The sequence below is a fragment of the Pseudomonas sp. GL-B-26 genome (assembly GCF_019947405.1).
GTDB lineage: Bacteria > Pseudomonadota > Gammaproteobacteria > Pseudomonadales > Pseudomonadaceae > Aquipseudomonas.
The window spans coordinates 51,743-66,905 of the sequence record NZ_JAGYGJ010000035.1 but is presented as its reverse complement, the minus strand read 5'-3'; the positions used below and the strand labels follow the sequence as shown (position 1 = coordinate 66,905).

Genomic DNA, 15,163 nt, shown 5'->3' with positions numbered 1-15,163 from the left:
GCGCGAAAGCGGTGGTTCAGTCAACATCGTTGCTGTCTGAACCACCGCTTTCGCGAGCAAGCCCGCTCCCACATTTGATCGCTGCAGGTTTCGAGATTTGCGTTCATTTACGGGCTAGCATTGGCCCATGCCTTCATCACTGTTTTCGTTTCGGATTGCCCGCCATGACTGCCCATCGAATTGGTTTCCTGATTTGGCCCAGCACTAAAGCACTGACGCTTGCGCTGGCTGAGGAGGCCTTGCGTGTTGCCCAGCGTGTGCATCCGGACGTTGTCTACGAACTGTCCTTTTTGCAGGCCGAACCGCCGACTGAAGGCGCTTGGCAATTGCCGGGTGAACCATGGGCCGGCAAGCTCGAAAACTTCCAGAAACTGTTCCTGCTCGCCGATGAGCCGCCGACCACACTCGCGCCGGCGCTCAGTAGTGCGCTGAAACAACAGGTGCGTGCTGGCTGCGTGATCGGTGGTTTGTCGGCCGGTGTTTACCCGTTGGCCCAACTGGGTTTGCTCGACGGTTATCGCGCTGCCGTGCATTGGCGCTGGCAGGACGACTTCACCGAACGTTTCCCGAAAGTCATCGCCACCAGTCATCTGTTCGACTGGGATCGCGATCGTCTGACCGCGTGCGGCGGCCTGTCGGTACTCGACTTGCTGCTGGCCGTGCTGGCTCGTGATCACGGCGCAGAACTGGCCGGTGCGGTGTCGGAAGAGTTGGTGGTCGAGCGCATCCGCGAGGGTGGCGAGCGTCAGCGCATCCCGCTGCAGAACCGTCTCGGTTCCAGCCATCCGAAGCTCACGCAAGCCGTGTTGCTGATGGAAGCCAACATCGAAGAGCCGCTGACCACCGACGAAATCGCCCAGCATGTGTGCGTGTCCCGTCGGCAGCTGGAGCGGATCTTCAAGCAATACCTCAACCGTGTGCCGAGCCAGTATTACCTGGAACTGCGCCTGAACAAGGCCCGGCAGATGTTGATGCAAACCAGCAAGTCGATCATCCAGATCGGCCTGTCGTGTGGCTTCTCCTCGGGGCCGCATTTCTCCAGCGCTTACCGCAACTTCTTCGGTGCCACGCCGCGGGAAGATCGCAACCAGCGGCGCAGCAGCAGCCCGTTCGAATTGTCGTCGGTGCCCTCGGAGCGTGGGTGACAGAGCAATCACGTCACCTGCTGAGGCTGATTTACTCCTCTATTTCAGAGCCTTCAGAAGTCGAGATCTCCATCTCTCCTCGATTGATCACCTCTTCCACGCCAAAGTCCATGCCCGTCCGTTCGAAGTAACCGATCAGCCGTAGCAGGCTCTCTTCGGAAAACCGATTACCTCGAAAACTGATGTTTTCAGCGATTTCCATCGGCAGTTCCAGCACGTCGCTGGGGACTTCGGTGACGGCGTTGCCACTGAGGTCGGCCCAGTCCAGCGCTGTCATTTGCAGCAGGCCGTGCGGTATTTCGGTGATGCCGGTGTCATTCAACAGTACTGTCGCGAGCTCCATCATCTGACTCAGGTCAGGCGTTTGCCCCAGGGGGTTGTGGGCCAGATCGAGATAATCGAGCTGTTCCATTCCCGCCAGCGCACTTGCCGACTCCGCTGACAGTCTGACGCGGCACTCACGGAGCGACAGCGACCGCAGTTGACCCATCTTGAACACAGCATCGGGAATGTTGCCCAGATTACAGTCGCGCAATCTGAGGCTTTTGAGGTTGGGGAAAGACTCCAGAAAATGCCCGGCTCGGGTCACTCCGTCGACGCTGCGTAACTCCAGCGATGTCACATGACTGAAGTCGGCGTTCAGGGTAGGCAGGTCGCCGTTGATGTAGGATTCGAAAACGAGTTCATATGTGGGCTCCAGTGCTCCATTGAAATCATCCAGTTCGCTTTCATGCCGCCAGCACTGCTCCAGTGTCAGTTTGAATTGGTCGCGGTTCATGTGCTCGACAAGCTGTTGTTGGGCGGTGAACGGTTCGCCCGTCAACGGGTGTTGGGCCGGAAGGTTGGCGGTCCATGCCGCCAAGTCGTTGCTCAATTGTGCCAACTCCGCTTCAAGGCTTGTCAACTCGATCCGGCCGTCTGCCAGTGTGCCTGCCAGTTCATAGACAAACTCGCTCGCCTGTTCGACCTCCAGGTTCGGGTATAGCGCCCTGACTCGGTTGATGTCCGCCTCTGGGGCATAGATACCCAAATCGTATGAGCTGTCGAAGTAGTGATGCTTGATCAGTTGTCGGGCGTTATCCGAAAGCGGATTGTGCATCAGGTGTATTGCGCGTTTGGTGTACACCGGGCTTTCGAATAATTGCGAAGGCAGCTCACTGATCCTGTTGTGTAGCAGCTTCGCGGTATCAAGTTTAGGGTGGCGAACTACGCTGTCGGGAATGTCGGTCAGGCCGGTACGGCTCAGGTCCAGGTGAACAAGCTCAGGCATGGATTCGACACTGGGCACCATAGTGAACGGGTTCTGGTACAGATCCAGCATGACCAGCTTGTTCAATGAAGACAGTTTCGCCCAGTTGGCTGCATCGAACCTGACTCCGCAATCGCTTAACACCAGCGCATCAAGGTCCGTCATTCGAGGAATGGCCTCGGGGAGGGCGGTCAGGGAAAAGCGTTTTAAATCGAGGCGGCGCAAGCTGGTGAAGCGCTGAAGAAACTCGGGAACACCCTGCACAGCATGACTGCCTTCAAGGGACAGCAATGACACATGGGGGAAATCGGCCGTCAGCGTCGGTAGATCGCCAAGAATCGGCTCGGCAAATCTGAGTGCATAGCGCGGTGTGTCATCCGGGCCATCGAAGTCCCGCTCTGATTGTCGGCGCCAGCTGCGCTGGATTTCCTGGGCCAGCAGCCTGCGATTGTGTTGAGCGGCCTGTCGTTCCAGTTCGCTCAGGGGAACTCGGGTTTGCGGGTGGACAGTGGGCGAATCGTTTAGCCAGGTGTTCAGATCCTGATGCAGTCGCGAGAGCTCGCTGGACAGGCGTGAGAGCTCCATGCGAGCGCCATCGGGATGCGTTTGTAACTGGAGAACAACAGACTGGAGTTCCTCCTCGGAAAGGCTGGGGTAAACCTCGCGAACACGGTCGTTGAGGGACGGCGTCGGAAAGTAACTGCGTCGGTATCCATCCGAGCCGCCAGGCAAGCGCATGGTCGTCGGATCGTAGAACGGTTTTCGATTGGGATTTTTTGCGAACAGCTTGCGTAGTGCCGGTTGGTTCAATGCATGTTCGGCGATGTGTAGTTTGAGTGACTGAGCATTTGCGATAGATGGGCTCAACGCATTGCGCTGTGCTTGCGGCAGCGCCTGAAAAAGTCCCTGATAAAAATCACCGGGCACCGATTCGCTGTCTTGATAAACCTGGTAAGTGCCGACTTCGGCGCGCACCAGTGTTTTCACGATCGGCGCATCGGCCTGGCCAATGCTGTCGCGCACAAGTCCGTCATGGGTGTAATCCCTCACTTCAATACGCAGTTCGGCGGGAAAGCCGGGCAGCGAATTCAGGCTTTGCAAGGCCAGTCGGTGGGTGTCGGTGTTGTCCAGAGCGTCGGAATAAAGGCCTTCACAGGCTCGGGCTGCGCGTACGGCCTCCATGGCTTTTAGTGCTGCTTCCTTGAGCCGTAGGGGCGCGCGACCGTTGTGCAGCTGGCGTAACTCGGTCCCGGTTGCATTGCTCACCAGCTCTTGCGCGACATCGGTCGGCAATCCATGCACGTCGTCGAGCAGTCGCTGGACCTGCACGTTGTCGGTTTTCTCCTGCGCGCGATAGCGTGTATCGAACAGCGATTTGTGATGCTTCAGGGCAAGTTCGGCCGTTTGTTTTCTGAAGGCTTTCGTTTGGGTTTCCGGTGGCGGCATTGGCGTGTCGACAGGCCAATCGTCGTAGCCGGTCAGTAATTGATGTTGCAGGATCAGATCGGCCTTGCGATAGCGCTCGGGCTGGTCGCTGCCGATCTGTTCGATAAAAGTTTCAATGTCCCGGTTGATCCTGAAACGCTTGATCGTGTCTGTCAGCAGCGAAGGCGGACGATAATGTTCGACATGCATTTCGCGCACTACGTCGTCGTGGTAACCGCTGACCCGCAAGATCTGTTCGCGCTCAACGCTGTTGAATGACTCGACGCTATGGCCGAGGCGAGACATGACTTTTTCCCGGTCCCAGTTCAGCGGTTGCTCCAGTTCTGTGTGCCAGGCGCCGTGGTTGTTATGCAGCAGAGGGGGTTGATAAGCATCAGTTCGGTTCGGATGCTTAATCTGAAACGTGCCTGGCACGCGGTCGGGCTTCACGGCATACAGTTTTTCCTCCAGCGGCAGCAGCGTCTTGCCCTCGTATTGATAGAGGCCGAGATGATCGGGTTTTACTCCTTCGGGCAAAATGAGTGCTTGTTCGTAAGGCTTGAGATCCGGCTTCCAGTAGCGGGTTTTTCCTTTGGGCGTTGTGACGGGTTTGAGTGGGTCGACAAGCGCAATAGCTTCACGAGAGAGCAGGCGGCTGAGGGTCCGGGCAGCGATGGCGCCGCCCACCGCAAATGTCCCCACCTGAACCACCGTTTCGACGAACGTCATCAGATGCCCGAACGCTTCTGTTTTCAGCCCTTCCGCCAGGTCCACTATGCCTTCGAAGGTTTCGTCGAGTAATTGGTAGGCCATGTAGCCGAGCATCAATTCGCCGAGAAACGGGACGAAAGGCAACGCAACGAACGCCGCGATTTCAAGGATTGTCGAGGCCACTTTGCTGAAGGCATTCCACAATGCCCATCGCGCGTTGCTGTCGGCAGTGGCGGTGGAGACGGCGAGCGTGCTTGCATCGTTGAGGATCTTGTTCAGCTGTCGCTGATAGAGATGGTTCCACAGGTCCGCTCTGAACGGGGCCGCCGAAAACCGCAAATCAGGCTTGTCGATGGGCGTTTCGCGCCAGCTCGGCAGTGGGTCGCCCTGTCGGTGTTGATGCCAGGTCACGCGCTGGAGGCGACGGTTGAGGTCCGCGAAAAAATGTCCTCTTTCCTTGTGGTCGACGAAGCGACTGAAGAACGTTTGATAAGCGGGCGAGCGCAGTTTGCGGGTCAGCTCGGCCATGAACGCCAATGTGTTCGGGTATTCCTTGAGAGGATGCTCTGGATCATCGGGAATGTAGACAATGATCCGTGTTGCCGTGCGTGCGCGCTCCAGACTCGCCGCGAAAATGACAATGCCGGTCAGTGAGGAGGACATCATTGTCAGGTCGTGACCCTGCAGCGGCTGCCCATCCAGTCGAGCACCCGAACGCCCTTCCAGAATGCGCTGGATCGAGAGATGGGCATCCGCTGGAATATCCTTTCGGATTTGCGCCATCTGCAGCGCAGATTTGAGTGCTGTTTTGTGCGAGCCGATCACCTTCGATTTCAACACCGCACCGGCTACCGGGTTGGAGAACCCCAGATTGTCTTTGAGGTAAACGTTGTACCGGGCGCCGATATCCAGTTCCCGGCATAACCGGGCAAAGGCCGGAATAGTGAGCTTTTGCTTGACCGCCGGCAGCGTATCGAACTGCCCTGTGGGCGAAGGTTTGGTGATGAACGTCGAGGCCGACTCGTAAGCCCCTGCCGCTGTTTCCGATTCGTGAAAGTTATGCAGGACGGCGTCGAGCATCGACACGGTCCAGGTGCGCGCGGCGCCAGTCTTGATTCCGAAAAGTGGCGCGGTTTGAGGGATGTACAGGCGCAGGAAGGTGGTTTTGACATCCAGATCCAGGTTGAACCGGGTTTTCAGGGCGTCGCTCAGCAGCGGTTCGGCAAAGGCTTGTGCGCTTCGCAGCTTCGACAGCATTGAGTCCAGACGATTTCGATGGGTCCAGTGTTCCTGACTGATCTTTTTCAGCGCCTGGTGCTGCTGCGGTGTTGCGGTGCCATGCCAGTCCGGCGCCATAAGCGTGGCGTTCTTGAGGGCGCTCTGTGTACTGGACGATGCTTCTAGTAGCCAGACTGGCAGATTGTTGAACAGGTGATGGTAGTGATCGTCGGGCTGCGTAGCGGATTCACTGCCCCCGGTAGTGGAAAGGCGATCGTTCTCGTATCGGCTCATGCGCTATTCCCTTAGCGTTTTGGATGAGCCGCCAGCAAAACAGACGATGATCGGTTCCGTGCGGTACATATTTACCGCACCGTTCGACAAGCCTGCCTATAACCTGTGCCGACGGTTTAAACTGCGCCTTTGCGACCCTATATGTCGCATTGCCGTAAACCCGGGAAAAACCGGGGTTTGCGCTATAAGAAGTTGTCGCTTGGCGGCAAGGCCGGGCTGAAAACTGTCCTTACAATCCCCCCATCGCTCGCCAGTTTCAGGCGAGTGTTCCTCATCAGGAGACTCCGATGTCCGTTGAGCACGCTGCGGTACAACGCGCCGACTTCGACCAGGTAATGGTTCCCAACTACGCGCCTGCCGCTTTCATCCCTGTGCGTGGCGCCGGTTCCCGCGTCTGGGACCAGTCTGGCCGCGAGCTGATCGACTTCGCCGGCGGGATTGCCGTTAACGTATTGGGCCATGCGCACCCGGCGCTGGTGAGTGCCTTGACCGAGCAGGCGAACAAGCTGTGGCACGTGTCCAACGTGTTCACCAATGAGCCTGCCTTGCGCCTGGCCCATAAGCTGATCGACGCTACTTTTGCCGAGCGCGCGTTCTTCTGCAACTCCGGCGCCGAAGCCAACGAGGCCGCCTTCAAGCTGGCCCGTCGCGTCGGTTTCGATCGTTTCGGCAGCGAGAAGTACGAAATCATCGCCGCGCTCAACAGCTTCCACGGCCGTACCCTGTTCACCGTGAACGTCGGTGGTCAGTCGAAGTATTCCGATGGCTTCGGTCCGAAGATCACCGGTATCACCCACGTGCCGTTCAACGATCTGGCCGCGCTCAAAGCCGCCATTTCCGACAAGACGTGCGCTGTGGTTCTGGAGCCGATCCAGGGCGAGAGCGGCGTGATCCCGGCTGAACTCGAGTACCTGCAAGGCGCCCGTGAACTGTGCACCGCGCACAATGCGCTGCTGATTTTCGACGAAGTGCAAACCGGCATGGGCCGCAGCGGCAAGCTGTTCGCCTACCAGCATTACGGCGTGACGCCGGACATCCTGACCAGCGCCAAGAGCCTGGGCGGTGGTTTCCCGATCGCTGCGATGCTGACCACCGAAGACCTGGCCAAACACCTGGTCGTCGGCACTCACGGCACCACCTACGGCGGTAACCCGCTGGCGTGCGCTGTCGCTGAAGCCGTGATCGACGTGGTTAATACCCCTGAAGTGTTGGCCGGAGTCAACGCCAAGCACGACAAGTTCAAGGCCCGCCTGGAACAGATCGGCGAGAAGTACGGCCTGTTCACCCAGGTCCGTGGTATGGGCCTGTTGATCGGTTGCGTGCTGAACGATGCCTGGAAAGGCAAGGCCAAGGACATCTTCAACGCCGCTGAAAAAGAAGGCCTGATGATTCTGCAAGCCGGCCCGGACGTGGTTCGTTTCGCGCCAAGCCTGGTGGTTGAAGACGCCGATATCGATGCCGGTCTGGATCGTTTCGAGCGCGCCGCGGCGAAACTGACTCAAGCCTGATTCATGCAGTGCTCCTCAGCGCCTATCGTTATAGATAGGCGCTGAGACAATTTTCCTGTGCCGGGCCTGCCCGGCATTTTTTTCCCCGAGTTGGCGCAATTCGCCAACCTGAAGTTAAGTAAGGAGTGACACCATGCTGGTGATGCGCCCCGCGCAAATGGCTGATCTGGGCGAGGTACAGCGTCTGGCTGCGGACAGCCCGATTGGTGTCACTTCCTTGCCGGATGACGTTGAACGCCTGAGCGACAAGATCGCGGCAAGCGAAGCCTCGTTCGCCGCCGAAGTCAGCTTCAACGGTGAAGAGAGCTATTTCTTCGTCCTCGAAGACACCGCCACCGGCAAACTGGTGGGCTGCTCGGCCATCGTTGCGTCGGCCGGTTATTCCGAGCCGTTCTACAGCTTCCGTAATGAAACCTTTGTGCACGCCTCTCGCGAGCTGAAGATTCATAACAAGATTCACGTCCTCTCCCAGTGCCACGACCTGACCGGCAACAGTTTGCTGACCAGTTTCTACGTGCTGCCGGAGCTGGTGGGTTCGGCCTGGTCGGAACTCAACTCCCGTGGTCGCTTGCTGTTCGTCGCCAGCCATCCAGAGCGTTTTGCCGATTCTGTGGTGACCGAGATCGTCGGTTACAGCGATGAAAATGGTGATTCGCCGTTCTGGGATGCCATCGGTCGTAATTTCTTCGACCTCAACTACGCCGCTGCCGAGCGTCTGTGCGGTCTGAAGAGCCGGACGTTCCTGGCCGAGCTGATGCCGCATTACCCGATCTATGTGCCGCTGCTGCCGGATTCCGCTCAAGAGGCGATGGGTCAGGTGCACCCACGGGCGCAGATCACCTTCGACATCCTGATGCGCGAAGGCTTCGAGACCGATCACTACATCGATATTTTCGACGGTGGGCCGACCCTGCACGCCCGTGTCTCGGGGATCCGTTCGATTGCCCAGAGCCGAGTAGTCCCGGTGAAAATCGGCGAGCCGGTCAAAGGCGCCGGTCGTCAGTACCTGGTGGCCAACGCCCAGTTGCAGGATTACCGCGCCGTTTTGCTTGAGCTCGATTACGCGCCGGGCAAACCCGTGACCCTGGATCTTGAAGCGGCCGAAGCCCTGGGTGTCGGTGAAGGTGCCAGCGTGCGCCTGGTGGCGGTTTAACGCCTGCTGCCACGCCTGGAAAGAATGCTTGGAAAGAATGCCTAAAAAGCAGCGAGTTTCACGGGTGGCGCAAGCGGCCCGTTTGAGGAGATAGCATGATCGTTCGTCCCGTACGCAGCAGCGATTTACCCGCTCTGATCGACCTGGCCCGCAGCACCGGCACTGGCCTGACCACCTTGCCGGCCAATGAAGAGCGTCTGGCCCATCGGGTCGGCTGGGCCGAGAAGACCTTCCGCGGCGAAGCCGGGCGGGGCGATGCGGACTACCTGTTCGTACTCGAAGACGATGATGGCCGCGTGGTGGGTATTTCCGCCATTGCCGGCGCCGTCGGTCTGCGTGAGCCTTGGTACAACTTCCGGGTTGGCTTGACCGTCAGCGCTTCGCAAGAGTTGAACATCTACCGCGAAATCCCGACGCTGTTCCTGGCCAACGACCTGACCGGTAACTCCGAGCTGTGCTCGCTGTTCCTGCACGCCGACTACCGCACTGGCCTCAACGGGCGCATGCTGGCCAAGGCGCGGATGCTGTTCATCGCCGAGTTCCCGCAGTTGTTCGGCAACAAGATCATCGCCGAGATGCGCGGCATGTCCGACGAAGCCGGGCGTTCGCCGTTCTGGGAAAGCCTGGGGCGTCATTTCTTCAAGATGGAATTCAGCCAGGCCGACTACCTGACCGGCGTGGGCAACAAGGCGTTCATCGCCGAACTGATGCCGAAATTCCCGTTGTACACCTGCTTCCTGTCGGAAGATGCACGCAACGTGATCGGCCAGGTTCATCCGGACACCGAGCCGGCGTTGGCCATGCTCAAAAGCGAAGGCTTCAGCTATCAAGGCTACGTCGACATCTTCGACGCCGGCCCTGCTGTTGAGTGCGAAACCGGCAAGATCCGAGCAGTGCGCGACAGCCAGGCGCTGGTGCTGGCCATCGGCACACCGGGTGACGACGCCACTCCGTTCCTGATTCATAACCGCAAGCGCGAAGACTGCCGGATCACTGCTGCTCCTGCACGTTTCGCCGCCGGTACGCTGGTGGTCGATCCGCTGACCGCTAAACGTCTTCAACTCAACGCCGGCGATCAAGTGCGCGCCGTTCCGTTGTCCGCTGCCAGGGAGTCGAAATAATGAATTCGCTATACATCGCAGGTGAATGGCTGGCCGGCCAGGGTGAAGCCTTTCAGTCGCTGAACCCGGTAACCCAACAAGTGCTGTGGGCCGGCGAGGGCGCTACCACTGCTCAGGTTGAATCGGCCGTGCAAGCCGCGCGCCAGGCATTCCCGAGCTGGGCCCGACGTACCCTGGAAGAGCGCATCACAGTGCTGGAAGCCTTTGCCGCCGCGCTGAAGAACAATGCTGAAGAACTGGCTCGCACCATCGGTGAGGAAACCGGCAAACCTTTGTGGGAAGCGGCGACCGAAGTCACCAGCATGGTCAACAAGATTGCGATCTCGGTGCAGAGCTACCGCGAACGTACCGGCGAGAAGAGCGGCCCGTTGGGCGACGCCACCGCCGTGTTGCGCCACAAGCCACACGGTGTGGTCGCTGTGTTCGGGCCTTACAACTTCCCTGGTCACTTGCCGAACGGTCACATCGTGCCGGCGCTGCTGGCCGGTAATAGCGTGCTGTTCAAACCCAGCGAGCTGACGCCGAAAGTCGCCGAGCTGACGGTCAAGTGCTGGATCGAAGCCGGTCTGCCAGCAGGCGTGTTGAACCTGCTGCAAGGCGCTCGCGAGACCGGTATCGCCTTGGCGGCGAACCCGGGCATCGACGGTTTGTTCTTCACCGGCTCCAGCCGCACCGGCAATCACCTGCATCAACAGTTTGCCGGTCGTCCGGACAAGATCCTCGCGCTGGAAATGGGCGGTAACAACCCGCTGGTCGTTGATCAGGTCGCAGACCTCGATGCTGCCGTTTACACCATCATCCAGTCGGCGTTCATTTCTGCCGGTCAGCGTTGCACCTGTGCCCGCCGCTTGCTGGTGCCGCAGGGCGCCTGGGGCGACACACTGCTGGCGCGTCTGGTGGCGGTCAGCCGTACGATTGAAGTCGGCGCGTTTGATCAGCAACCGGCACCGTTCATGGGCTCGGTGATTTCTCTCGGCGCTGCGAAAGCACTGATGGATGCGCAAGAGCATCTGCTGGGCAACGGCGCAGTAGCATTGCTGGAAATGACTCAGCCACAAGCTCAAGCTGCCTTGCTGACCCCGGGCATTCTGGACGTCACGGCAGTGGCTGATCGCCCTGACGAAGAGCTGTTCGGCCCGCTGCTGCAAGTGATCCGCTACGCTGACTTTGAGGCGGCGATCGCTGAAGCCAACGACACCGACTATGGCCTGGCGGCCGGTCTGCTGTCGGATTCCGAAGCACGTTATCAGCAGTTCTGGCTGGAAAGCCGTGCGGGCATCGTCAACTGGAACAAACAGCTGACCGGTGCAGCGAGCAGCGCGCCATTCGGCGGTGTCGGCGCTTCGGGCAACCACCGCGCCAGCGCCTACTACGCGGCAGATTACTGCGCGTACCCGGTTGCTTCGCTGGAAACCCCGAGCCTGACCTTGCCGGCGACCCTGACGCCCGGCTTGAAGATGGCGTGACGCCCATTCGCGAGCAAGCCCGCTCCCACAGGGAAATGCATTCCAATGTGGGAGCGGCGGTGCGACGATTCGACTTGCTCGCGATGGCCGCGCCTCGGTCTCAAAGAATAGTTACTGATGCCTATAACAACAGATTCTCGTGGAGCCTCGCTGATGAAATCCTATGAAGTCAATTTTGACGGTCTAGTGGGGCCGACCCATAACTACGGCGGTTTGTCCTACGGCAACGTCGCGTCCCAGAGCAACAGCCAGCAGTCTTCGAACCCGAAGGAAGCCGCGCTGCAAGGCCTGGCGAAAATGAAATCGCTGATGGAAATGGGCTTTCAACAGGGTGTGCTCGCACCACAGGAACGCCCGGACGTGGCAGCCCTGCGTCGTTTGGGTTTCAGCGGCACCGACGCTCAGGTGATCGAGCAGGCGGCCAAAGATGCGATGCCGCTGCTGGTCGCCAGTTGCTCGGCGTCGAGCATGTGGGTGGCCAACGCCGCCACTGTCAGCCCGAGTGCCGACACCGCGGATGGCCGTGTGCATTTCACCGCGGCTAACCTGAACTGCAAATATCACCGCAGCATCGAACACCCGACTACCAGCCGTGTGCTGGGGGCGATGTTCGCTGACCAGAAGCACTTCGCTCACCACGCCGCATTGCCGACCGTCGCGCAGTTCGGTGACGAAGGCGCAGCCAACCACACCCGTTTCTGCCGTGAATACGGCGAAGCGGGCGTCGAGTTCTTCGTGTTCGGTCGCAGCGCGTTCGACACCCGTTACCCGGCACCGCAGAAATACCCGGCCCGTCAGACCCTCGAAGCCTCCCAGGCGGTTGCCCGCCTGCACGGCTTGAGTGATGACGGCGTGGTCTACGCTCAGCAGAACCCTTCGGTGATCGATCAGGGCGTGTTCCACAACGATGTGATCGCGGTGGGTAATGGCGAAGTTTTGTTCTATCACGAGGACGCGTTCCTCGACACCGAGCAGATGCTGGCCGAATTGCAGAGCAAACTCGCCAAAGTCGGTGGGAAATTTCAGTCGATCTGCGTACCGCGTTCCGCGGTCACCGTGGAAGACGCCGTTCGTTCCTACCTGTTCAATAGCCAACTGCTGTCGCGTCCTGACGGCTCGATGCTGTTGATCGTGCCGGAAGAATGCCGTGGCAACGAGCGTGTCTGGCAGTATCTGCAAGGTTTGACCAGCTCCGGCGGCCTGATCCGCGAAGTGAAAGTGTTCGATTTAAAGCAGAGCATGCAGAACGGCGGCGGCCCGGCTTGCCTGCGACTGCGCGTCGCGCTCAACGAAACCGAACTGGCGGCCGTCAACCCAGGGGTTATCATGACGGCACCGTTGTACGGCACGCTGACCGAATGGGTCGACAAGCACTACCGCGACCGCATGACCGAAAATGATCTCGCGGACCCGCAATTGCTGCTTGAGTGCCGGACGGCACTGGATGAACTGACGCAAATCCTTAAACTGGGCGCGGTTTATCCATTCCAGATCAATTGAACGTCGAGAGCGTAAAAAAACATGAGCGATACCCTGCAGCTGATCCTTGAAGACACCGACGGCACGCAACTGGAAACGTCCTGCACCCGCGTCGCGGTCATGTGGCAAGGCAAAGAGCTGTGGATTCAGCAGGACGGCCGCGGCCAATTGCTGATCGGCGTGGACGTCGAAGAAGGTGACGCTGAATACGCAAACCTGCTGCTGCGCCCATTGGCGACTAATCTGGTAAGTCTGCAACTGGAAATGGAACCGGCTGAAGTCGGTGACGAAGACCACGTGCACGGCCCGGATTGCGCACACGACCACTAAGGAAACCGTTCTATGCTCGCCCTCGGCAAACTGCTTGAACTGACCCTCGCCGGCCGCGAACCGGCGGAGAAGACTCAACTGACTGTCGAAGGCGTGCGCATGCGCTGGTTGAGCGAAGGTGCGCTGGAAGTCCGGCCACCTGAAGCCCGCGACAACGGCCTGGACCTGCTGCTATCGGCTGGCATTCACGGCAACGAAACAGCGCCGATCGAGTTGCTCGATCGTCTGTTGCACGACATTGCCCGCGGCGATCTCAAGCCGCGCGCACGTATTCTGTTCTTGTTCGGCAACCCGGAAGCGATTCGCAAAGGCGAGCGTTTCATCGAGCAGGACGTCAATCGGCTGTTTAACGGCCGTCACGAACAAAGCAGCGGCTCCGAAGCCCTGCGCGCGTGTGAACTGGAGCGGCTGGCGGCGAGTTTCTTCAGCCTGCCGGATCGCAACCGTCTGCACTATGACCTGCACACCGCGATTCGCGGTTCGAAAATCGAGCAGTTCGCGCTGTATCCCTGGAAAGAAGGCCGTCAGCATTCACGCCTGGAACTGGCGCGCCTGCGCGCTGCCGGCATGGAAGCGGTGCTGCTTCAAAACAAGCCGTCCATCGTTTTCAGCTCCTATACCTACGACAAGCTCGGTGCCGAGTCCTTTACCCTCGAGTTGGGTAAGGCGCGGCCATTCGGGCAGAACGATGGGGTCAACGTCGATCTGCTGGAAACCCGTCTCAAACAGATTATCGAAGGCAACGAGCCGGCCCAGACCGAAGAGGCGCTGGACGGTTTGCAGCTGTTTAGCGTGGCGCGAGAAATCATCAAGCACAGCGATAGCTTCCGCTTGAACCTGCCAGCGGACATCGAGAACTTTTCGGAGTTGGAGGTGGGTTACCTGCTGGCCGAAGACATCGCCCAGACCCGGTGGATCATTGAGGAGGAAGGTGCCCGGATCATCTTCCCGAACCCCAAGGTCAAGAACGGCCTGCGTGCCGGCATCCTGATTGTGCCGACTACCGACGATAACCTCGCCTGAATCCAACACATAACCAATGTGGGAGCGGGCTTGCTCGCGAAAGCGGTGTATCAGTCACCATAAGTATCGACTGACACACCGCCTTCGCGAGCAAGCCCGCTCCCACACGTTCGGTGTTTAGACGGCTACCGCGCGAGGCTCGCTACGACGCAGCGCACGCATCTTGTGCAGCGTATCCGCGCACGTCTTCGCCGCTTCCTGGCCTTTATGCACGAAATGCTCGAAGAAGAACTTCTGATGTTCTTCACCTGCATGGAAGTGGTGCGGGGTCAAAACCACCGAGAACACCGGCACTTCGGTTTCCAGCTGAACCTGCATCAGCCCGCTGATCACCGACTGGGCGACGAATTCGTGGCGGTAGATCCCGCCGTCGACCACCAGGCCCGCCGCGACAATGCCGGCATAACGACCAGACTTGGCCAGCAGCTTGGCGTGCAGCGGTATTTCAAAGGCGCCGCCGACTTCGAAGAAATCGATCTCCGATTCCTGATAACCCTGAGCAATCATTTCGGCCACAAAGCCTTTACGGCTCTGATCGACGATTTCCTTGTGCCAGCAGGCCTGGATGAACGCAACGCGCTCGCCCTGATGGTTTTTGCTTTTGCTATCGATTGCGGTGGGTTGCATGTTCTGACTCCTGTTTATGTAAAAAACAGGGCATATGAATCGAATGGGATTTAAGGGTACGCACGCTCGCACGAATGCCTGCGGACGGCCCTTTGGCGCCAATCCCGTTCTCTCTTCATCCGGACTATGACCGTCGGCCCCGGGATCACACCGGGTCTGCTGACCTTGCCGCCATCACAGCCATTGCCGTGCCTGTCACCAAGCGCTCGCGGGCTATGCGCATTGCGCGCAATTACCGCCGGTGGGGAGTTGCACCCCGCCCTGAGAACGTTTTGCCGCCAGATTGTTTGGCGGCGAAGCGTTTTTAACACATATTTCTCACCTGTGCATTGCTGCTATTTGATGATTGCTATCGACTTTTTCGTCGGTTCAGGAAGCCTTTTCCTACCCAAGGGTTGATTATTCGTCTGCATG

Annotated in this window: 10 protein-coding genes and 1 riboswitch; of the genes, 8 read left to right on the top strand and 2 right to left on the bottom strand. The window is 59.1% G+C overall.

Annotated features, from left to right (window positions below; all coding sequences use genetic code 11):
• Positions 1–164: 164 nt before the first annotated feature.
• Positions 165–1,145 carry a transcriptional regulator ArgR gene (argR, locus tag KGB23_RS21400; RefSeq protein ID WP_150657168.1) on the top strand — a complete coding sequence of 327 codons (981 nt, stop codon included), beginning with the start codon at positions 165–167 and terminating at the stop codon, positions 1,143–1,145.
• A gap of 31 nt (positions 1,146–1,176) precedes the next feature.
• Here argR and KGB23_RS21395 read toward each other — a convergent pair whose 3' ends face one another.
• On the bottom strand, positions 1,177–6,042 hold the full coding sequence (locus tag KGB23_RS21395) for a dermonecrotic toxin domain-containing protein (RefSeq protein WP_223432476.1): 4,866 nt from the start codon (positions 6,040–6,042) through the stop codon (positions 1,177–1,179).
• Positions 6,043–6,329: 287 nt separating this feature from the next.
• Between KGB23_RS21395 and KGB23_RS21390 the strand changes: the two genes are divergently transcribed.
• The 7 genes from KGB23_RS21390 (at position 6,330) to astE (ending at position 14,122) form a co-directional block, all read left to right on the top strand.
• Positions 6,330–7,550, top strand: a complete 1,221-nt coding sequence (locus KGB23_RS21390) for an aspartate aminotransferase family protein (protein ID WP_223432475.1) — start codon at positions 6,330–6,332, stop codon at positions 7,548–7,550.
• Between the two features lie 133 nt (positions 7,551–7,683).
• Entirely contained in the window at positions 7,684–8,703 is a 1,020-nt protein-coding gene (aruF, locus tag KGB23_RS21385; RefSeq protein ID WP_008154316.1) for an arginine/ornithine succinyltransferase subunit alpha, read from the top strand.
• A gap of 95 nt (positions 8,704–8,798) precedes the next feature.
• Entirely contained in the window at positions 8,799–9,824 is a 1,026-nt protein-coding gene (astA, locus tag KGB23_RS21380) for an arginine N-succinyltransferase (RefSeq protein WP_008154313.1), read from the top strand.
• A complete protein-coding gene (gene astD / locus KGB23_RS21375) occupies positions 9,821–11,290 on the top strand; it encodes a succinylglutamate-semialdehyde dehydrogenase (protein ID WP_223432478.1) in 1,470 nt (489 codons plus the stop codon). Before astA ends, astD begins: the two co-directional genes overlap by 4 nt.
• 153 nt (positions 11,291–11,443) lie before the next feature.
• Positions 11,444–12,790 (top strand): N-succinylarginine dihydrolase, encoded by a 1,347-nt coding sequence (gene astB, locus KGB23_RS21370; protein ID WP_223432474.1) that lies wholly within the window; start codon positions 11,444–11,446, stop codon positions 12,788–12,790.
• A gap of 21 nt (positions 12,791–12,811) precedes the next feature.
• Positions 12,812–13,099 carry a hypothetical protein gene (locus KGB23_RS21365; RefSeq protein ID WP_033056735.1) on the top strand — a complete coding sequence of 96 codons (288 nt, stop codon included), beginning with the start codon at positions 12,812–12,814 and terminating at the stop codon, positions 13,097–13,099.
• Positions 13,100–13,111: 12 nt separating this feature from the next.
• A complete protein-coding gene (gene astE / locus KGB23_RS21360; RefSeq protein ID WP_223432473.1) occupies positions 13,112–14,122 on the top strand; it encodes a succinylglutamate desuccinylase in 1,011 nt (336 codons plus the stop codon).
• A 117-nt stretch (positions 14,123–14,239) separates the two neighbouring features.
• Here astE and KGB23_RS21355 read toward each other — a convergent pair whose 3' ends face one another.
• Entirely contained in the window at positions 14,240–14,749 is a 510-nt protein-coding gene (locus tag KGB23_RS21355; RefSeq protein WP_007943897.1) for a 6,7-dimethyl-8-ribityllumazine synthase, read from the bottom strand.
• 102 nt (positions 14,750–14,851) lie between these two features.
• Positions 14,852–15,022: riboswitch (FMN riboswitch) on the bottom strand.
• Positions 15,023–15,163: the final 141 nt, after the last annotated feature.